Annotated in this window: 11 protein-coding genes and 1 pseudogene; 9 read left to right on the forward strand and 3 right to left on the reverse strand. The window is 66.2% G+C overall.

Translation table 11 applies throughout. The annotated features are described in order from the left end of the window. Positions 1 to 38 precede the first annotated feature (38 nt). Positions 39 to 299, reverse strand: a complete 261-nt coding sequence (locus AC5JJ1_RS22760) for a hypothetical protein (RefSeq protein ID WP_495787398.1) — start codon at positions 297 to 299, stop codon at positions 39 to 41. A gap of 271 nt (positions 300 to 570) precedes the next feature. Between AC5JJ1_RS22760 and AC5JJ1_RS22765 the strand changes: the two genes are divergently transcribed. The 8 genes and pseudogenes from AC5JJ1_RS22765 to AC5JJ1_RS22800 form a co-directional block, all read left to right on the forward strand. Beyond that, a complete protein-coding gene (locus tag AC5JJ1_RS22765) occupies positions 571 to 5,790 on the forward strand; it encodes a DEAD/DEAH box helicase (RefSeq protein WP_495787399.1) in 5,220 nt (1,739 codons plus the stop codon). Continuing rightward, complete coding sequence (locus AC5JJ1_RS22770) at positions 5,787 to 8,681, forward strand: DUF8741 domain-containing protein (protein ID WP_495787400.1); 2,895 nt, start codon at positions 5,787 to 5,789, stop codon at positions 8,679 to 8,681. The genes AC5JJ1_RS22765 and AC5JJ1_RS22770 overlap by 4 nt, the downstream gene beginning before the upstream one ends. Next, positions 8,681 to 12,685 carry an Eco57I restriction-modification methylase domain-containing protein gene (locus AC5JJ1_RS22775; protein ID WP_495787401.1) on the forward strand — a complete coding sequence of 1,335 codons (4,005 nt, stop codon included), beginning with the start codon at positions 8,681 to 8,683 and terminating at the stop codon, positions 12,683 to 12,685. The genes AC5JJ1_RS22770 and AC5JJ1_RS22775 overlap by 1 nt, the downstream gene beginning before the upstream one ends. Before the next feature lie 96 nt (positions 12,686 to 12,781). Continuing rightward, positions 12,782 to 13,864: a DUF932 domain-containing protein gene (locus tag AC5JJ1_RS22780; protein WP_495787402.1), complete on the forward strand. Its 1,083-nt coding sequence runs from the start codon at positions 12,782 to 12,784 to the stop codon at positions 13,862 to 13,864. After that, positions 13,861 to 15,738: a GmrSD restriction endonuclease domain-containing protein gene (locus tag AC5JJ1_RS22785; protein ID WP_495787403.1), complete on the forward strand. Its 1,878-nt coding sequence runs from the start codon at positions 13,861 to 13,863 to the stop codon at positions 15,736 to 15,738. Before AC5JJ1_RS22780 ends, AC5JJ1_RS22785 begins: the two co-directional genes overlap by 4 nt. 18 nt (positions 15,739 to 15,756) lie before the next feature. Continuing rightward, positions 15,757 to 16,350, forward strand: coding sequence for a hypothetical protein (locus AC5JJ1_RS22790; protein ID WP_495787404.1), 594 nt, complete (start codon positions 15,757 to 15,759; stop codon positions 16,348 to 16,350). Positions 16,351 to 16,418: 68 nt separating this feature from the next. Further along, complete coding sequence (locus tag AC5JJ1_RS22795; RefSeq protein WP_495787405.1) at positions 16,419 to 16,634, forward strand: hypothetical protein; 216 nt, start codon at positions 16,419 to 16,421, stop codon at positions 16,632 to 16,634. 815 nt (positions 16,635 to 17,449) lie between these two features. Next, positions 17,450 to 17,596: pseudogene (locus AC5JJ1_RS22800) on the forward strand (hypothetical protein); the annotation flags it as partial. Positions 17,597 to 17,632: 36 nt separating this feature from the next. Here AC5JJ1_RS22800 and AC5JJ1_RS22805 read toward each other — a convergent pair. After that, the gene (locus AC5JJ1_RS22805) at positions 17,633 to 18,211 is read right to left on the reverse strand and encodes an SLATT domain-containing protein (protein ID WP_495787406.1); all 579 of its coding nucleotides are present in this window, start codon (positions 18,209 to 18,211) and stop codon (positions 17,633 to 17,635) included. Continuing rightward, on the reverse strand, positions 18,204 to 19,088 hold the full coding sequence (locus AC5JJ1_RS22810) for an SMODS domain-containing nucleotidyltransferase (protein WP_495787407.1): 885 nt from the start codon (positions 19,086 to 19,088) through the stop codon (positions 18,204 to 18,206). Before AC5JJ1_RS22810 ends, AC5JJ1_RS22805 begins: the two co-directional genes overlap by 8 nt. 715 nt (positions 19,089 to 19,803) lie before the next feature. Here AC5JJ1_RS22810 and AC5JJ1_RS22815 point away from each other — a divergent pair. Continuing rightward, positions 19,804 to 20,433, forward strand: a complete 630-nt coding sequence (locus tag AC5JJ1_RS22815; RefSeq protein ID WP_495787408.1) for an O-linked N-acetylglucosamine transferase family protein — start codon at positions 19,804 to 19,806, stop codon at positions 20,431 to 20,433. The last annotated feature ends 120 nt before the right edge of the window (positions 20,434 to 20,553 follow it).

The raw sequence follows: 20,553 nt of genomic DNA on the forward strand, positions 1-20,553 counted from the left end.
AGGTGGGCCAAAATTCATCAGCACTGCTGGGCCAGAATTCATGGACACAGCCAGACCGCCTCCAACTTCCCCTTGTCCTGTCGCTGGGTGATGTGCGGGAACCAGGGGCCAACATCCTCCTCGAACCAGTCGAGGCGCTTCGCCCGGAACTGCTTGAGGTTGAACAGGCGTTCGAGGCCGTGGCGACCCAGGACCACGCAGTCGGCAGCCTGCTTCCAGGCGAAAACCGCGAAGTAGTGGGCCAGGGTGCGGTGGTGCCGGAGGCACGCCTCTCGGTATAGCTTTTCTGCTTCGGTCACGACGCCCTGCTGCGGTGGACTCACTCAGTCCCCGCCTTCGCTAACATTGTGCCGAAATCGAATCAAGATTTGGCCTATCTGCGGGTCTTGGAGCCGTCCTTGAGACCCGGCCGGGTGCACCGCGCGTGTCAGATTGCCGACACGATGTGGCAAAAGAGTCACGAATGCAGCGCTACCGACATGAAATCTATCGCGTCACGCGAGAAGAGCGGATAAACATTTCGCTTTAGGATTACACAGCAACCTGTCGGAAGCGCCGGTCTCTGCAACCATGGATGTTTTCACATTCCGCGACCGGCTCGTCGCCGAGTACCAGCGGTTCACGCGGTCCTTCGTGACCATTCGGGCGGCCGACATCAAGGCCCATGTGGACTGCGAGTATGAGGCGGAGCGGTTTTGGCCCGCCCCCATGGTCCAGTTGAACCCGGCCTTCGTGCCGGGCGGCGACATCGGGAAGTTCGTCGCCGAGGGCCTGCTCCACCCTGAGTGCGAGCGCATCTTCCGGTTCGGCAAGACGGAGGACGGTGCCCCCGGCAGGCCCCTGATCCTGCACCGGCACCAAGAGGACGCGATCCGCATCGCCCAGCGACGGGAGAGCTATGTCCTCACCACCGGCACCGGCTCGGGCAAGTCGCTCTCCTACTTCATCCCCATCGTGGACGACGTGCTCCGCCGCCGGGCCTCGGGTGGCGCCAAAGGCATCAGCGCCATCGTCGTCTACCCCATGAACGCTCTCTGCAACTCGCAGATGGAGGAGTTGGAGAAGTACCTCCGCCTCGGCTACCCGAAGGGCGGCGAGCCGGTCCGCTTCGCCCGCTACACCGGGCAGGAGAGCACCGAGGAGCGGCAGGCGATCAAGGCGAATCCGCCCGACATCCTGCTGACCAACTACGTCATGCTCGAACTGATGCTGACGCGGCACTCCGATCCTGACCCGCAGATCGTCAAGCAGGCCAAGGGGCTGCGCTTCCTCGTCCTCGACGAACTCCACACCTACCGGGGTCGTCAGGGAGCAGACGTGGCGATGCTGGTCCGCCGGGTGCGCGACCGGACGAACCCGGACCTCCTCTGCGTCGGCACCAGCGCCACCATGGCGACCGAGGGCCGCGCCGAGGAGCGCAACCGGGCCGTCGCCCGTGTTGCCTCCCGCCTCTTTGGGGCGTCCGTCCGACCGGAGAACGTGGTCACCGAGACCCTCCGCCGGGTCACCGACGAGGCCGCGCCGAACGACATGGCAGGCCTCTCAGCCGCCATAGCGGCTGGGGTGCCGGAGGATGCCGACTACCGCGTGCTCCGTGTTCATCCGGTCGCGGCATGGGCCGAGACCACCCTCGGCCTCCAGCGGCAGGACGACAGGCCGGATGGCAAATGGGTGCGCACCAGCCGCCCCAAGACCCTGGCCGAAGCCGCCGACCTTCTCGTACAGGCCAGCGGGCGACCGGCGGCCGAGTGCCTCGACTATCTCCGCCGCTTCCTGCTGCTCGCCTACCGGACTCCGGATGCGGAGGGACGGCCACTTTTCGCCTTCCGCCTACACCAGTTCGTGGCTGGGGCGGGCGACGTGTTCACCACGCTCGAACGTTCCGGCGCTCGCTACCTCACCCTCAACGGCCAGCAATACCGTCCCGGTGGCCGGGACAAGCCGCTGTTCCCGGCGGTGTTCTGCCGCTCCTGCGGGCAGGAGTACCTGCCGGTCTGGGCCAGCATCGCCGACCGCCAGCCCGTTCGGATCGACCCGCGCGAATCGAATGAGCGGACCGCTGACGGCGACGGCACCGCTCCAGGTTACTTCATGCCGGACACGTCTGGGGAGTTCGACGCGGAGGATTCCGACCGCTACCCAGACGAATGGTTGGAGCCGGTAGCAGACGGCACGCAGCGGCTCAAGCCGAACTACCGGCAGTACCGGCCCGTGCCCTTCCGCGTCGGCACCTCGGGCGAGCGTGATGCACAAGGTATGCCGGGCTGGGTAATCCCCGGCTCCTTCCGCTTCTGCCTCAACCGGGCTTGCGATGCCGTGTTCGACGGCGGTGCGCGTAGCGAGTCGGCGAAGCTCGGCTCCCTCTCCGCCGAGGGACGGTCGAGCGCCACCACGGTGCTGACGCTGGCCGCCATGCGGCACCTGCTGCGGGAGGAGAGCCTCCCTCCTGCCGCGAAGAAGCTGCTCGGCTTCACCGACAACCGCCAGGACGCCTCGCTCCAGGCCGGGCACCTGAACGATTTCGTCATGATCCTCCTGCTGCGCGGTGCCCTGCTGGCGGCGCTGCGGAACCGCCCGGACGGCATCCTCACCGACGACACCCTTACCCACGAAGTCCTCAAGCACCTGCGCTTGTCCCCGACGGACTACTCCAGTTCACCGGAGGCCAAGGGCGCCAAAGCCGAGAGCGCCAAGCGCGCGCTGCGTGACGTGCTTGGCTATCGGACGTATTTCGATCTGCGGCGCGGTTGGCGCTTCACCCATCCGAACCTCGAACAGCTTGGCTACCTCACCATCGGTTACGCCTTCCTTGGGGAGTGCGCGGCCGATCAGGCCGAATGGTCAAAGCGCCACCCCCTGCTCGCCGCCGCAACGCCCGCAGTGCGGGAGGAATTGCTGCGCGATCTGCTCGATCGGATGCGGCGCTGCCTCTGCATCAAGACCATCTACCTCGACGGTGACCATCTGGAGCAAGTCCGCAACCGCTCCTTCGCCGAGTTGAAGGAGCCTTGGGGGCTGGCCGAGGACGAGCGGCCGATGACCGCCGCCGCCATGATCGCCCGTCCGCAGCCGCCGACCGGCCGCCTGTCCGTGCCCACAATTCACATCTCGCACCGCTCCGCCTTCGGTCGCCGTGTAAAGGCTAAGGCGACGTGGAGCGAGGCGGGGTCGGCCTTCCCTGGCAAGCTGGACGAGGACGCCTACAACCGGATTGTGGACGACATGCTCGGCGTCCTCGTCACCTACGGGCTGGCGGAGGCTCTGAAAGTTGAGGGCGGCTACACCGGCTACCGCGTCCCGGCCACGGTCATTGAGTGGCGGCTCGGCCCGAAGGAGCAGCAGGACGCCGCCAACCGGTTCTTCCTCGACCTGTACCACAACGTGGCCGAGATGCTACGCGGTGACGACCGCTTCCTCCACACCTTGCAAGCACGAGAGCACACGGCGCAGGTGGACGCCGAGGAGCGGGAGCAGCGCGAGGAGCGGTTCCGCGCGGCGAGCCTGCCGGTCCTATTTTGCTCGCCCACGATGGAACTCGGCGTGGACATCTCCACGCTGAACACCGTCTACATGCGGAACGTCCCGCCGACCCCAGCGAACTACGCCCAGCGCAGCGGCCGTGCGGGCCGCAGCGGACAACCCGCCCTGGTGCTGACCTATTGCGCGGCCCGCTCGCCCCACGACCAGTACTTCTTCCGCAACCCGGCCCGCATGGTGGCGGGCGCGGTGAATCCGCCCGCGCTCGACCTTGCCAACGAGGACCTGATCCGCTCGCACCTGCACGCGGTCTGGCTGGGTGAAACAGGGCAGAAGCTCGGCCCCTCCGTGCAGGACGTGCTCGACAGGTCGCAGCTTCCCGACCTGCCGCTGGCTGCCCAGATCGCGGCGCAGTTGGACAACCCACAGGTCCGGCAGCGCGCCGCCACTCGTGGTATCGCCATCCTCGGCACCCTGCGCGACGACCTCACCCCCGAGACCGCGCCCTGGTTCACGCCGGACTGGCTCGACCACACGATCAGGTCGGCGCACCTCGCCTTCGACGACGCCTTCGACCGCTGGCGGACCCTATTCAACGCCGCCCAGCGGCAGATGGACCTCGCGCACAACGTTCAGATGAACGCGGCGGCGGACGAAAAGACCCGCCGCGAGGCCAAGCAGCGCTACGACGAGGCGCGCATCCAGCGCGACCTCCTGCTCGATAGTCGCGCGAGCATGTCGAGCGACTTCTATGCCTACCGCTATCTTGCCTCTGAGGGATTCCTTCCGGGGTACAACTTCCCTCGGCTTCCCCTTCTGGCCTACATCCCGGCACGACGCGAGAAGGTGGGCCGCGACAGCTTCCTCTCTCGCCCGCGCTTCCTCGGCCTCTCCGAGTTCGGTCCTCGCTCGATCATCTACCACGAGGGTTCGACCTATCGGGTTCGCAAGGCGATCCTGACTGTCGGTGATGCCGAGAGCGTCTCGACCTCCTCGCGCCTTGCAGTTCGCCGGGCGCGGCTCTGCCCGGCTTGCGGATACGGCCACTTCGATGCCGAGGCCGACCACGAGCGATGCGTGAATTGCGACGCCCGGCTCGACGGCGATCTGCGCTCTCTGCTCGACCTCTACCGCATCGATCAGGTCAGCACCCGGCGGGCGGACCGCATCACCTCCGATGAGGAGGAGCGCCAGCGGCAGGGCTACGAGGTCATCACCACGCTGCGCTTCTCGGAGCAGGGTGGGCGGCGCCGCTTCGCGCCCGTGGTGTTCGCGGAGGCGGGCGAGAAGCTCCTGTTGGCATCCTACGGCCCGGCTGCCACGGTCTGGCGGATCAACCTTGGCTGGCGTCGTCGGAAGAACAAGTCGATCTTCGGCTTCAACATCGACGTGGCTTCGGGCGAGTGGTGCCGCGATGAGCAGGCACCCGAGGAGTCGATGGAGGACGCGCCCGCGTCCAAGACGGTCCAGCGCATCACCCCCTTCGTCGAGGACCGCCGCAACGTGCTGGTGGTCCGCCCCGAGGCGGTGCGGCTCGATGACGACCAGATCACCACACTGACCTACGCCCTCAAGCGCGGCATCGAGGGTGTGTTCCAGTTAGAGGAGAACGAACTCGCGGTCGAGCCGCTGCCGGACAGCGAGAACCGCAACGCGATCCTCCTCTATGAGGCCGCCGAGGGCGGCGCCGGGGTACTCAACCGCCTCGCCTCCGACCACACGGCCATCCGGCGGGTGGCGGAGCGGGCGCTGGAAGTCTGCCACTGGCAGTCGCGGTCCGGCCTCTGGGCGGACGCGGCCGACCTCGACGACGCCGATCCGGACTGCGAAGCGGCCTGCTACCGCTGCCTGCTGTCCTACTCGAACCAGCCGGATCACCGGCGGATCGATCGCCGCGACCGGGAAGTCCTGTCGCTGCTCTGCCGTCTCGCTCGTGCCGACGCCGAGGCGGGGAGTTCCGATGGCTGCACGGCGGAGGACGCTCTTGCCTCGCTGACCCGGCAGTGCGGCTCGGGCCTGGAGCAGGCTTGGCTGGAGGCGGTGCACTTGGGTGGCTTCCTGCTGCCGGACCGAGCGCAATCGATGCTCGACGAGTTCTCGACCCAACCTGACTTTGCCTACGACAGGACCAAGGCTTTGATCTACGTGGACGGGCCGCACCACCGGAATGCGGCGACAAAGACGGTGGACGACGCGAAGCGGCAGGCGCTCCGCGACGCTGGGTACAAGGTGATCGCCTTTACCGAGGACACGGCTGGTTGGCCCGCGATCTTCGCCAAGTTCCCGTTCGTCTTTGGTAGGGGCGCACGATGAGCACCGCCGTCTCCGTCGCGCCTCCCGCCGAGTACCGGCCCGGAAGCCTCGTCAGGGCGCGAGGCAGGGAATGGGTGGTGCTGCCCGGCGGCAGCGGTGCCGACCTCCTGCGCCTCCGTCCGCTCGGCGGGGCGGAGGAGGACGCCACCCTCATCTCCCTCTCGCTGGAACCTGAACCGCCGCGCTCGGCAACCTTCCCGCAGCCCGACCCGAATAAGACGGGGGCGCAGGCTGCCGCCCTGCTGCTGCGCGACGCGCTGCGCCTCAAGCTGCGGTCGGGCGCCGGGCCGTTCCGCTCCTTCGGCAACATCGCGGTCGAGCCACGCGCTTACCAGCTTGTGCCCCTGCTCATGGCGCTCAAGATGGAGGCCGTCCGGCTGCTGGTCGCCGATGATGTCGGTATTGGCAAGACCGTCGAGGCCGGACTCATCGCCCGCGAACTGCTCGATCGGGGAGAGATCAATCGGTTTGCGGTCCTCTGCCCGCCGCACCTTTGCGACCAGTGGCAGGAGGAACTCGCCTCGAAGTTCGGCATCCAGAGCGAGATCGTCCGCACCGGCACCGCCGCACGGCTGGAGCGCGGCCTGCCGCAGGGGCAGAGCATATTCGACGTGCATCCCTTCACGGTGGTCAGCCTCGACTACATCAAGTCCGACCGCCGCCGGGACGAGTTCGTCCGGGCCTGCCCCGAGTTCGTCATCGTTGAGGAGGCGCACGCTTCGGTCGGGACCGGGGCAGATGCGAAGAACCAGCGCCTCACCGTGCTGCGCGGGCTCGCCGAGCGTGCGGACCGGCACATGGTGTTCCTGACCGCCACGCCGCACTCGGGCGACGAGACCGCCTTCCACAACCTGCTCGGCCTCCTGCACCCCGACTTCCGCGTCCTTCAAGGTATGCCGGAGGGTGCGGCCCGGCAGCGGCTCCGCGAGCGGCTGGCGGGGCACTTCGTCCAGCGGCGTCGTGCCGACATCGCCGAATGGCGCGACGCGGGCAGCGTCTTTCCCGACCGGGAGACCGGCGAGGTCACCTACACGCTCTCCGGCGATTGGGGGCGGTTGTTCGATGAGGTCCTCGACTACGCGCGCGGCATGATCCGCCGCGCCGAGGGCCAGTCCCTCCTGCGCCAGCGCATGTCGTGGTGGTCGGCGCTCGCCCTGCTGCGCTGTATCTCGTCGTCGCCCGCCTCAGCGGCCGTCGCCCTCTCCACCCGCCTCCGCGCCGTCGAGGGGATACCGGAGAGGCAGCAAATCGAGGTCCTCGACGAGCGCGGCATTGAGGCGGTGTTCGACGGGGCTGCCGATGGCCTCACCTCTGAGGAGGCCGCGCCTGCCGGGGTGACCGACGACACCGAAGCCAGCGAGGAGGACACGGCGGCGTTGCGCGGCCTGCTCGACCGCGCCATCGCATTAAAAGGTCCGGAGCGCGACCCGAAGCTGCGATTGCTGATCGGGCAGGTGAGGGACCTGCTGGCCAAGGGATTCCGCCCGGTCATCTTCTGCCGCTTCATCCAGACCGCACACTACGTGGGCGAATACCTGCGCGCCGCTCTGTCCGGCACGGAGCATCTGGTCGAGGTCGTCACGGGCGAACTACCGACCGAGGATCGCCGGGCGCGGATCGAGGCACTGGCCGAGGCCGCCGAGGGGCGCACCCCGGTGCTGGTCGCCACCGACTGCCTGTCGGAGGGCATCAACCTTCAAGCCCTGTTCTCGGCGGTGGTCCACTACGACCTATCGTGGAACCCGACCCGGCACGAGCAGCGGGAGGGCCGGGTGGACCGCTTCGGCCAGCCCGAGAAGCGCGTCCGCGCTTTGATGCTCTACGGCGCCAATAACCCGGTGGACGGCGCCGTGCTCAAGGTGATCATGGAGAAAGCCGAGCGCATCCGGCGCGAACTTGGTGTCTCCGTGCCCGTGCCGGTGGACACGAACAAGGTCACGGAAGCCATCCTCCAGACGGTGCTGCTCCATGGCGGGCGCGTCGCGGAAGGATTGAAGCAGGGCGCCTTCGACTTCGGCGCCGCCGAGGCCGATCTCGACACGGCGTGGGAGAGCGCGAAGGAGTACGCGAGGCAGACCCGGACCATCTTCGCCCAGCGGGGTCTCAAGCCCGAGGAGGTACTGCCCGAGTGGCGGAAGGCTGTCGCCGTCCTCGGCGGTGAGGAGGAGGTGCGGCGCTTCGTGGCCGCCGCCTGCGAGCGGCTTCGGGCTCCCCTCCAGCCGCTCGGCGAGGGCCGCTTCCGCCTCCCCGCCGATAACCTGCCCGGCCCGGTGCGCGAGCGCCTCGAAGCGGCCGGGCTCGGGGCCAAGACGCTGCGCGTCACCTTCCGTCATCCGGCGCCCGCCGGGTTCGAGGCAGTGCATCGCACCCACCCGTTGGTCGCCGCCTTGGCCGACCACGTGGCAGAGCGGGCTCTGGCCGAGGACCTGCCCGACCTCGCGGCCCGCTGCGGAGCGATCGTCACTCGCGCTGTTACCCGGCGGACCACGGTGCTGTTGCTCCGTCTCCGGTCGCAGATCGGCGTCGAGCAGCGTGAGGGCGGACGCTGGCACCGGGTCCGCACGCTGCTGTCCGAGGAGGCGGTGGGTGTCGCCATCGCCGGGTCCGAGGCGCCGCGCCTGCTGGAGGACACCGACGCGCTCGGGCTCATGGCCGCCGAACCGGCCCGTAACATGGACGCGGACGAGCGCGCCTTCGAGGTCGGCGAGAGCCTCGACGGCCTGCCGCGCCTAACCCCGACCATCGAGGCCCTCGCCATCAGCCGGGCCGAAGTGCTGCTCGACGACCACACCCGGGTGCGGGACGCCTCCGCCGCCAAGGGCATCCGCTCCACCGTGGAAGCTTGCCTCCCCGCCGACGTGATCGGCGCCTTCGTACTGGTGCCCGCCTGATGAATGTCGTGCTCCCCGTCCTCGCTCCGGCCCTCCGCCCGGAGCGGCGCCCCGATGTCTGCACGACCTCGGTCGAGACAGCCTTCACCGCGATCCGCATCGAGGGTGGGCTGTTCCCGGCGGAATTCCTCCAGCGGGTCGCTGCCCTGACCGCCTCGGGCCAAGCGGCCCAGGACTATGGCCTGCCGCCGGGTCGCACGGTGCGCGACGAGATTGGCCGCTACTGGACCATCGCGGAGGCGCTCTGGAAGGAGTACCGGCGGAACCGTCCCCGCGAGGACCTCCCAGCCGAGCGCACCGGAATCGAACGTTGGCTGGTCCGCCTGCTGCGCGACGTGTTTGGTCACGCGGACATCGCCCCCGCCCCGGCCCGCGCCGTTGTGGGCGACCGCAGCTTCCCGGTCACTCACCGTGTCCACGGTGGTGCCGTGCCGCTGCTGCTGACGGTGGCGGACCGCGACCTCGACCGTTCCCACCCCACCTTCGGTGAGGAGGGGCGGCGCCGCGCGCCGCACGCGACGGTGCAGGAGTACCTTAACGCCGATCCGGCCATGCTGTGGGGCATCGTCGGCAACGGCCCACGCCTGCGGCTGCTGCGGGACAATCCCTCTCTGACCCGCCCGGCCTTCGTCGAAGCCGACCTTGAGCGCATCTTCGAGGAGGGCCTCTACTCCGATTTCGCCACCCTTTGGCTGCTGGCTCACGGCTCCCGCTCCGCTCCCGGTGCGGGCGGCATGGCCGAGTGCTGGCTGGAGCGCTGGCGAACCGAGGGGGCCAAGACCGGCCAGCGGGCGCTGGAGAAGCTGCGGGCGGGCGTCACCACGGCGCTTCGTGAACTCGGCTCCGGCTTCGTCGAGCATCCCGACAACGACGCCCTGCGGGTCGCGCTGCGGGACGGGACGCTGACCGCCGAGGACCTGCACCAGCAACTTCTCCGCCTCGTCTACCGCCTGCTGTTCCTGTTCACGGCCGAGGAGCGCGGCGTTCTCCACATGCCGGAGGCCACGCCGGAGGCTCGCGCCCTCTACGCCCAGGGCTACGCGGTAGCCCGTCTGCGGGACCGCGCCCGGCTCAAGCGCCACTACGACCGCTACGCCGACCTCTGGGCGGGCCTGACGGTGACGTTTCGCGCCCTTTCGCGCGGCACGTGGCTGCTCGGCCTCCCTGCTCTGGGCGGCCTATTCGACGAGACGCAGTGCCCGGACCTCGACGCTGCCGGGCTGCCGAACGCGCGGCTGCTGGCGGCGGTGCACGCGCTGGCCTACTTCATCGATGCGGGCAGCCTCCAGCGTGTCAATTACCGCGACATGGGCACGGAGGAACTGGGCTCGGTCTACGAGAGCCTGCTCGAACTCCACCCCGTGGTGCAGGTGGAGACTCGGCCGTGGACCTTCGGGTTCGTGGGCGACGACACGGGTGGGAATACGAGGGGTAGCGCACGCAAGCTCTCGGGCAGCTACTACACGCCCGACAGCCTTGTGCAGGAGTTACTCCGCACCGCGCTCGATCCGGTGATCGAGCGGACGATCCGCGAGAACCCCGCCGACCCGCGCGAGGCGCTGCTTCGGTTGCGAATCACCGACCCCGCCTGCGGGTCAGGCCATTTCCTGCTCGGGGCCGCCCGGCGTCTGGCCGACGCGGTGGCGCGTCTCGACAGCGAGGGCGACTTGCCGGACGAGGCGCTGCGCCGCCATGCCTTGCGCGAAGTCGTCCGGCGCTGCATTTACGGCGTGGACCGCAATCCTCTCTCGGTCGAACTCTGCAAGACCGCGCTGTGGATCGAGGCCATCGAGCCGGGCAAGCCATTGACCTTCCTCGACGCGCATATCAAGTGCGGCGACAGCCTGATCGGCGTGGCCGATCTCTCGGTGCTGCGCTCCGGCATCCCCGACGAGGCGTTCAAAGACCTTACCGGCGACGACAAGGGCTACAGCAGGGACTTGAGAAAGCGGAACAAGGGTGAGCGAGAGAACCCCACCCTGTCTCTGCTGCCCGAGGTGGCGCTGCCGCGCGACTTCGCCGCTGCCATCGCTGCCTTGACCGAGGCGCCAGAGGACACGCTGGAGGCTGTTGCGGGGAAGCGCCGCGCGCTCGCCGACATTCGGTCGGGCCGGGCAGCACACGATCTGCGGGTGGCCTGCGATCTCTGGTGCGCTGCCTTCTTTGCACCGAAGGCAGCCCGGCCCGAGATGCGCGGGCGGGATTTGGTACCGACCACAGATACAGTCTGGCGGTACCTACGCGCCCCTTCCTCGGTCCACGGACCGCTGGTCGGCATGGTCGAGGAGATGCGCGCACGGCTGCACTTCTTCCACTGGCCACTGGAATTTCCCGAGGCGTTCGCCGACGGAGGCTTCGATTGCCTGCTGGGCAACCCGCCCTGGGAGCGCATCAAGCTTCAGGAGCAGGAGTTCTTCGCGGCCCGCAGCGAGTCCATCGCCAAGGCGCCCAATGCGGCGGCGCGGCGCGCGCTCATAGCTGCTTTGGCAAAAGGTGACCCAGCCGAGCGCGCGCTGCACCGTGCCTTCGAGGACGCCAAGCGTGACGCCGAGGCTTCAAGCCAGTTCGTGCGCGGCTGCGAACGCTTCCCGCTGACGGCAGTCGGAGATGTGAACACCTACGCTTTGTTCGCCGAAGCATTCCTGCGTCTACCAAAGCAGCAGGGGCGCGCTGGAATGATTGTGCCGACCGGCATCGCCACGGACGACAGCACCAAGGCGTTCTTCGATGAGGTGGCGGGAAAAGGGCGGCTCGCCAGCTTCTTCGATTTCGAGAACCGAGAGGGGCTTTTCGCAGAGGTCCACCGCTCGTTCAAGTTCGCGTTGCTCACGCTCGGTGGCGAGACCTCAGCACGCTACACTTTCTTTGCTACCGCCGCCGAGCACCTAGCCGATGCGCGTCGCGCCTTCACCCTTTCGGCCGACGACATACGCCTGATCAATCCGAACACCCGCACCTGCCCCGTGTTTCGCTCCTCGGCAGACGCGGAACTGACCAAACGTATCTACGCCCGCATCCCAGTGTTCATCGACGAGGCGAAGGGTGAGGCGGGGAACCCGTGGGGCATCAGCTTCATGCGGATGCTGGACATGTCGAATGACAGCGGACTTTTCCGGACGGCGGAGCAGTTGGGCGAAGCGGGGGCGTGGCGGGATGGCGTCAGTTGGGTGCTACGGGACGGTGCGCGCATGGTACCGCTCTGCGAGGCGAAGATGATCCATCACTTCGACCATCGTTGGGCCACGTATGAGGTGGGAGGCGAGAGCAGCCGCGATGTCACTGCCGCCGAGAAGGCCAATCCGACCTTCAGCGCCACGCCCCGGTACTGGGTGCCAGAGGCAGAGGTGGCGACCCGCCTTGCCGAGCGCGGCTGGCGGCGTGAGTGGCTGACGGGCTGGCGGGACATCACGAACGCGACGAACGAGCGGACAGTGATCGCGGCGGCGATGCCGAAGATGGGCATCGGGAACAAAATCCCGTTGTTCTTTCCAAAAGTCCCACCTGCCATTGCCGCCGCGCTCGTGACCAGCCTATCCTCACTGCCCCTCGACTTTTTGGCGCGTCAAAAGATCGGTGGAACCACGCTGAATTTCTTCTATTTCAAGCAGTTCCCAGTCCTGCCGCCCAGCACCTACACCCCGCCCGTCCTCGCCTTCCTCCTCCCCCGCATTCTCGAACTTACCTTTACTGCTGAGGACATGCGGCCGTGGGCCGAGGACCTCGGCTATGACGGCGCGTCGTTCGGCTGGGATGAGGATCGTCGTGCTCATGTCCGCGCGGAACTGGACGCCGCATATGCCCATCTCTACGGCCTGTCGCGCGACGAACTTTGCTACATCCTCGACCCCGCCGACATTCACGGCGCCGACTTCCCCTCCGAGACCTTCCGTGTTCTGAAGGAGAAGGAGATTAGGCAGTTCGGCGAGTACCGGACGGCCCGGCTCGTCCTCGCCGCGTGGGACCGCCTGACAGCCGACGGTACCTTCGAGCGGTTTTCGTCCTGACGCCGCTGATGCTGCGTCAGCGCCCTTCCAGGCAGCATAGCCCAGCGATCAAGGACGCCCGCATCTCCTTGTGAACCGCATGTGCCGGAGCACCAGATGAGTAACACCGTCTCCATCATGCCGGATGAATCGCAATGGAGAGCGAGGAAGGTGCTCTACTACTCAGGTCGATGGGAGGCTGTGCAGGCGATCCTCCCAGAGTTCGAGTTGGTGCCGTTCAAGGCTGGCGAAGGCGAACCGTCAAACCCGTTCCTTCAAACCGTCATGCGCAAGCCGTTATCCGCGACGGAGCGTCCGATCCCGGTTGGTGTCGTGTCGCACAGCTACATGCTTGCTTCGCACCGCGAGGTGGCGAGCCTCTGCCGTGAGGGTATCCTCAGCACCGGAGTAGCCCCGGAAAACCTCCACTATGAGGTTGGGCTCTCCGAACTTGGGGAGTGGATGAACTTTCGTGTGTATCTGAGGGGCATGGCGCGCTTCATCGACCGATATGGTGAGGAGCTTGACCTCCGATTGGAATGCTTCAATTCGGTCGATGGATCGTCACGCCTCGTAGTTGTCTTTGGTTGGCTGCGATTTGTTTGCTCCAACGGCCTGATCATCGGCGAGACCAAGATCGAGATCAAGGAGCGACACGGGCAGAGGCTCGAACTTGCTCCCCTACCGGATCGCATCCGCAACGCATTCGGCGTCGCCTATACCGACCGGGCGAGAATGGAAGCATGGCAAAATCACCGGGTCACTGGCGCCGCTATCTCGGAGTGGGCCGATAACGCTCTGACTGACGCATGGGGCAAGAAGGCGGCCATGCGCGTGTACCATATTTGCCAGTCTGGCTGGGATGTCGAACAGGACGATCCGTTTGCTGGAGGGGGGGCAACCGAGAAGCCGATCCGGTATACGCAAAGGGTGCCCGGTTCACCCGAGCACGCGACCTGCCTTTACGACGTATCCCAAGCTCTTTCCTACGTTGCAACACAACGCAACAATGCTGAGGAGCGGGTCAGCCGCCAAACCGATATTCCCAAGCTGCTTGATGCCCTGAGGAGTAGCTCCCCAAACATGGGTAAGCGGCCGAAGAAGCGTGGCCTTGAGCCGCTTCGCCAGAGCAACTTCCTCCTTCCTGAGTCGATGCCTGCGGCTACGTCGCCGAATGCACAAAGAAAGACTACCACATGACTGCTGAAACCACATTTGACGCGACCTCCGACACATTGGCGAATCTCCTGAACGAGGTCGCGGTTGGTCGGCTGCAACTGCCCGATTTTCAACGAGGTTGGGTCTGGGATGACGAGCACATTGCTGGCGTCATTACCAGTGTCGCGCGGTCTTTCCCGATCGGGGCGGTGATGACCCTCCAGACTGGGGGCGAAGTGCGTTTCAAGCCCCGGCTGGTGGAGGGTGTGAGCCTCAAGGGCAAGCCGCCGGAGCCTGAGCGGCTGCTGCTCGATGGGCAGCAACGCCTGACCTCCATGTTCCAGGCGCTCATGCTCAAACGCGCCATCCGCACCCGTGACGCCAAGCGGCGCGAGGTGGATGTGTTCTACTACGTGGACATCAACAAGGCGTTGGGCACGCCCGAGGAGCGCGAGCAGGCGGTGTTCAGCGTCTCCGCCGAGAAGCGCACGACGGCCGACTTCGGGCGCCGAGTCCTGCTTGACCTCACTACGCCCGAGCGCGAGTACGAGGCCATGATGTTTCCCTTGAACCAGACCTTCTCCTGCGAGGACTGGTTCGACGGCTTCCGCGACTTCTGGGAGGGGGACAAAGCGAAAAAGGACCTCCTCAAGCCCTTCCGCAAGGAGTTCATCGACACTTTCAAGAGCTACGCGGTGCCGGTGATCCAATTGCGTCGGACGGCCAGCAAGGAGGCGGTCTGCCGCGTTTTCGAGAAGGTGAACACGGGTGGCGTGCCGCTGACCGCCTTCGAATTGCTGACCGCCACCTACGCGGCCGAGGGCTTCAACTTGCGGGAGGATTGGCTCGGTAACTCGAAGGAGTTCCCGGCCGCGAAGGGACGTTCCGTCCGGATGGCCGAGGCGGGCAAGGTGCTGGAGGCCATCGAGAACACCGACTTCCTGCAAGCCGTGAGCCTACTCTACACGGCGGCGGGGAAGGCTCTCACCGAAGCGGGTCAGGGCGGCCGGGGTACCCCCTCGGCGATCAGTTGCACCCGGCATTCCATCCTCGACCTGCCGCTCGCGGGCTACCGGGATCACGCCGACCGAGCCGAGGAGGGCTTCAAGCGCGCCCGCCAGTTCCTTTGGCGGGAGAAGGTGTTCAGCGGCTACGACCTGCCCTACCGGACGCAACTGGTACCGCTGGCTGCAATTCTGATCAGCCTCGACGGCCGCTGGAATGACGCCCCGGTCCGGGCGCGGGTGCGAAACTGGTACTGGTGCGGGGTTTTCGGCGAACTCTACGGCGGTGCTATCGAGAGCCGCTTCGCCAAGGACCTGCCGGAGGTGGTTGCGTGGGCAGTGGGCGGCGAGGCCGTCCCGCAGACCGTGCAGGACTGCAACTTCTTCGCCGACCGGCTTCGTACGCTTCAGTCTCGTCAGTCCGCCGCCTACAAGGGGCTGCACGCCCTCATCATGCAGCGCGGGAGAGCGCTGGACTGGCGGACCGGCGCCGAGGTGCAGGAGCAGACCTACTTCGACGAGAGCATCGACATCCACCACATCTTCCCACGCGCGTGGTGCGAGAAGCGGGGGATCGGGCGCGGGCTTTACAACTCGATTGTCAACAAGACTGCGCTCTCCGCGCCGACGAACCGCTTCCTCGGCGGCGACGCGCCCTCGGTGTACCTGAGGCGGCTTCAGGACCGGCAGAATCTCAGCCCGGAGCAGACTGACGCTTTTCTCAGGACGCACTTCGTCGATCCCGCCCGGCTGCGGGCCGACGATCTGACGGGGATGATGGTGGCGCGGGCCGAGGCGCTGGCCGCTGAGATTGCCGAGGCGACAGGGCGATCGGTGGGCAGTGCGTCTTTCGCCGACATCTTCGGTGGTGCGATGAAGCTCGACGATGCCGTCGAGGTGATGGCCGCATGACGCCCGTCGGGAAGATGCGTGCTCGGCGGTGCGGAGGCTGACGGCAGCATGAAGGCATCGGGCGAGTACGCCTACGGCCGCTACGTGATTCGCACGTTGGCCACTAAAGGCAAGGTCAGGGCGCGCGCATTCCTCGGGAGGACAGCGGCCGGTGATGCGGAAGGGCTAGCATTGGACGAGGCGCTGCGCGCGATGCGGGCGCTCCTCGACCGACGCGACATCCAGCGGCGCGCCATGCGGGAGGACGGGGTGCCCACAGCGGAGGAGTTCGCCGACGCCTTCGCCCGGCTCGAATCCAAGATCGGCCAGCACCACTGGCTCATGCTGAAGGCGCTGCTCGGCGCACCGGACCGCACGCTCACCTCGACGCAGATCGCCGCTGCTGCCGGATACCCGAGCTTCGCAAGCGCCAACGCTCACCTCGGTACGCTTGCCCGCATGATCGCCGAGGACCTCAGCTACCGGCCAAAGACGCGGGCCGATGGTTCCCCGATCTGGACGATGACGCTCGCTACCGGCGCCGACCCGAATGTGCACGAGGACGACGGTCCATGGCGCTGGACGATGCGCCCACAGGTCGTGGAGTGTCTGCTCCAGATGAACCTCGGATGAGCCGCACCTTGGCGACATTGCCATCGAATTAGCCGTCAGAAGTGCGGGTCAGGCCTCCCGGCAGATCGGTGCCGTTCACCCTGCACGGTAAGCGTTTGAAGCACTCGCTCGCGGTAACGGGTGCCCGCCACCCCGTGCAGGGTTATGACGACATCCGCGCGGGCATTTGGTTTGCCGTTCCCTCCACAGGCATGGCAGCGATCGCAGGTTGTTCTCTTACCAGCTTCGGTACTCGCCGGGCAGACGATCTCGTTGTCAAGGCGGTCTGCTCGCGCATCGAGTAGTGAAGTGCGGAAGGTTCGGTAGCCCAAACTCTTAGCGAGAAGCCGGTCAGCGGTAGTCTCGCACGAAGCCATGCACCATGTTGCAAAGGCCGGATCGCAGGTTCGCCACTGATGTGTGTAGCCGGTCCAGAAAGTGGCGTCGGCAGTAGCAGCTTGCCAGACGCGGGGAGGAACTGCGGCCGGGTCGCCATAAGAGCCAAGGCGGATGCCGCGATTGGCGAACACCTCGGTGGCCTGCTCATCCGTCACCCTGATGTACCCAGACCGCATGTAATGTCGCCAAACCCACAGTGGGCCTTGGAAGGCGTGGACATAGCAGAGACGGTTCTGAACGCGGCCATCTTGAACGGTGCCTCGAAGTGGGCACGTACCGCAGATCGAGTGATCCGCTCCAGAGTGAACGGCCTGCACGGGGCTCATGTCACTCCGAATAATCCAGACCTGAACGAGATTCGCCCCGAGCTTATGATTCGAAGTCGCAACAATAAATCCAGTTGCGATTGCAACTATTGGCGCTCCGTCGATTTCGGAAGGTCCATCGTAGATTATGTAGCCGCTCGACATGACGCTCCACGCTCCCGCCGCGATGAACGCGGCACGAACGATGAGAACGGCAAGTTGTTCCGGGCGACTTGCTTGTTCGACTTAAAAACAACCTCTGCGCGGCTGACAGAGTTCTATCTCGCTTCTTCTGCGCGTTGGCTGCTTGCGACACGCCCGCTACATTCAATTACATCTATTTGGCCCGGCTCAGCCTCAAATAGGCGACCGGCCTCGGTCCTGCTGGCCGCCCAGTCTGAGCCCAAGTCAGGTCGCACATCGCCGCGCCCGAGGAGCGCCGCGAGAAGGTGCTGCGGGAGATCAAGCGGCCGGTGTTCTCGCTGCTTGAGCACGGGCCGTTGTACGAGAAGTGCACCTTCCTGTCCCACGATGCCGCGCAAGCGATCGCTGACATTGAGTGATGCATGCGACCGGTCGCGCCCTGCGGCCTGATCCACTCACGCGTCACCCGAAGGGCCGCTCCTCTGCCTGAGCGGCGAGGGGAGAAAATGGTCAATCTCCTCATCGGAGAACGTCATATCCTCATTCACCTTTAGCGACCGCTGCGCCTTCGCGTAGGCCACATCATCGGTGTGTGGGGCGCGTCTGTACACGGCGTGTAGGCTGGCTTGAAGCTGGTCGCGCCGCGACCGGAGCACTTCCAGTGGAATCTCCGGAGCGGCGGCATCGGTCAGAAGGTTGAGGTAGGATTCGCGCAGGTTCCATATGTCGGCAGCGGCTTCCCGATGCTTCTGCGCGGATGCACCAGGGTCAATGTCTTTCGCATAGCCGTTCAGCACCAGTGATGCGATCGCCGCCACTGCCGTGATTGCTTTGACAGCCCCACCATCGAGGAACACCGAAAGGGAAGCGCCGCTCGCGGTGGCCGCCGCAATGGCGATCTGTGCCCACTTGAGACGCCGCTGCTTCGTGCTGCACCCGTCTGCCATCTTCTCGTGGGTCTTGTGGGTGTAGACGACACGGCCGAAGCACTCGCGGAGGTGGGCTATCAACGCCTTTCGCTGCGCATCAAGCATTGGGGAACAGTGAGCCAAAGATTTCCTTCCACTTCTGACGCGCGGTCCAGCGTTGCCCCTTGCCTTCCGCCTCTATCGCCTCGACTGAGCGCAGGTATGCACTTCGGGCCTTGTGCTGGAAAATGCCCTTCGACCATACCGCCGACCCGCTGCCCGGGGCACGCCACCACTGCTGCATTTGGCTCTGCGCCGCGAGGAATGCCATGAAGTCTCGCACCAAGTAGTTGTGGTACAGGAATGACTTGTCGCGGTACGCCCATCCGGCGATGAACTGGTATGCGAGTGTGTCGATCAGCATGCCGCTGATGGGCACGCCGCAGTACTCACGCCATACCCGGGCCATCCGGCAAATCGCCTTGAGATTCCCGTTCGTGGCTGAGTTGCGCTCCGCCACGGCTGCAATCTCGGCGCGGGGGTTTGTCTCGCGCCAGGACCCTCCGTCGTTTGCGTTAGGATGTGTCCAAGTCCCCGCCACGTTGTCGAAAACGGGCAGGACTTCGAACCTGATCCCGTCGTCAAAAGTGATGACCACAACCTGACCATCGCCGTAGGACTCCGACGTGGTATAGGTGTTCTGGATGGATGACTTCACTGCTTGAAGCAGGGCTGACTGGCCGTTTCCAGTGTAGCCATCGTACCGCGCGTACAGTGCGGATGGTAGGCGGAACGCAATATCGAGGTCGCTGAGCCCACGTGCATCGGTATCGCGCCCATACGAGCCAACATACAGGCTGTTCGCGGTATCCGAATCGCCGCCCCAAAAATCGCGGTTCAAGCGGCGGGTGATGCGCTTGTAGCGGTAAGATATCGACGCACCAGTTTCGAGCGGGATCAGGTATGCCGACCGGAAATTCTGGAAGTCCTCAGCGACGCCCACACTGAAACCTTGTCGCTGCGGAGACGGACCGCGTACCGGTCGGGAAGCGATGGTTTCACGGGTCTGTGAGAATAAGTCAAGGAGTCCGTTCGTAAAACCTCTCCGGACTGCCACACTCTAGACCTCCCCGGCCGTGGGATGGGACCCCACCCGTAGGCGCTAGGCAACCATCCGATGTCGGTGAGGCGCGGGGGGATGGGCGGCTTTCGTTGGTGATGATGCCGACCTCCTCTACGGAGACGGCGGTTCGACGATCCTGCCCGGATGGTCGGCGATCAGGGTTGGTCCACGTCGGTCAGGCGCCGGGGCTGGTTCTTGGGGCCATGCTGGGGGCGATACTTGACACCATCGGCATGATGGCGAGGCGGCTGGATGGGACGGCGGGTAAATACCGGGCTCGACGATCAGGTCGAGCCCCACCTGCTAGGATACTCCCGTGCGCTACCGCGAAATTGTCGGGAGTCCAGCTACGATCGAAAGCCAGCCCCCTGCGTCACCGATGTGGCCCTTGATCCTGGCGCCTTCGATTGTTGGAATGTGCAACCGAGAAGCTTCCCGATGTCAGGCTCCTGACCCGGATCAATCAGGCCAACCATTACATCGTCCATGTCGGATGTTCGCGCCCGATGGTGCGGCGGACCATCCGGGTTCATTGGGGATAATCGCTGACCAAAGGCGACGCGGGACGATCGCCTCGACGATCGACAGCGCAGTGATGCCTCAGGGGTCCCGATGCGTAGACGAAAAAGTGGGACAAGCGTCCAGAGCTTCCACATTCGTCGTTGGCACTAACAACCTCGCCAAGGTGACGGCGCCCGTCCTCGCCGCTTGGTCGCGCATCCTGGCCGCCTTGCCGGAGGCGCGGCTGGTGCTCCGCACCCATGGCCTCGGCGAGCCGGCGACGCGTGCACGCACCGCCGCCCGCCTCGCCGCCGCCGGGCTGCCGATGCAGCGCGTGGCGCTGGAGGGCGGCGTGCCGCACCGCGAGCTCATGGCCGCCTATGGCGGGATCGACATCGCGCTCGATCCCTTCCCCTATACGGGCGGGCTGACGGTGTGCGAGGCGCTGTGGATGGGCGTCCCCGTCCTCGCCATGGCGGGGGATAGTTTCTGCGCCCGGCATGCGCTCAGCCATCTGAGCAATGTCGGCCTCGGCGACTGGGTGGCGGGCGATGTCGACGCCTATGTCGCACAGGCCATCGCCCGGGCGCAGGACGTGCCGGCACTCGCCGCCCTGCGCGCCGGGATGCGCGAGCGGGTCGCCGCCTCGCCGCTCACCGACGCGGCGCGCTTCAGCCGCGGCCTGGCCGCCGCGCTGCGCCACGCCTGGGGGGAGGCGGCTTGACAAGACGTCACGCCGGCCGGTTAGGGTTCTGGTAACCTTCGACGGGGCAGGCGCGAACCCGCCCCTATCTCCGCGAAACCGGTGCGGCTCTCGGCCGTTCCGGAGGCGTCGCGCGCGACA

This window comes from Belnapia sp., from assembly GCF_059504005.1.

Bases quoted from the DNA above. Each gene is read 5' to 3' on its own strand.
- AC5JJ1_RS22765 (WP_495787399.1), top strand. From the start codon at position 571: ATGGATGTTTTCACATTCCGCGACCGGCTCGTCGCCGAGTACCAGCGG.
- AC5JJ1_RS22770 (WP_495787400.1), top strand. From the start codon at position 5,787: ATGAGCACCGCCGTCTCCGTCGCGCCTCCCGCCGAGTACCGGCCCGGA.
- AC5JJ1_RS22775 (WP_495787401.1), top strand. From the start codon at position 8,681: ATGAATGTCGTGCTCCCCGTCCTCGCTCCGGCCCTCCGCCCGGAGCGG.
- AC5JJ1_RS22780 (WP_495787402.1), top strand. From the start codon at position 12,782: ATGAGTAACACCGTCTCCATCATGCCGGATGAATCGCAATGGAGAGCG.
- AC5JJ1_RS22785 (WP_495787403.1), top strand. From the start codon at position 13,861: ATGACTGCTGAAACCACATTTGACGCGACCTCCGACACATTGGCGAAT.
- AC5JJ1_RS22805 (WP_495787406.1), bottom strand. From the start codon at position 18,211: ATGCTTGATGCGCAGCGAAAGGCGTTGATAGCCCACCTCCGCGAGTGC.
- AC5JJ1_RS22815 (WP_495787408.1), top strand. From the start codon at position 19,804: ATGCCTCAGGGGTCCCGATGCGTAGACGAAAAAGTGGGACAAGCGTCC.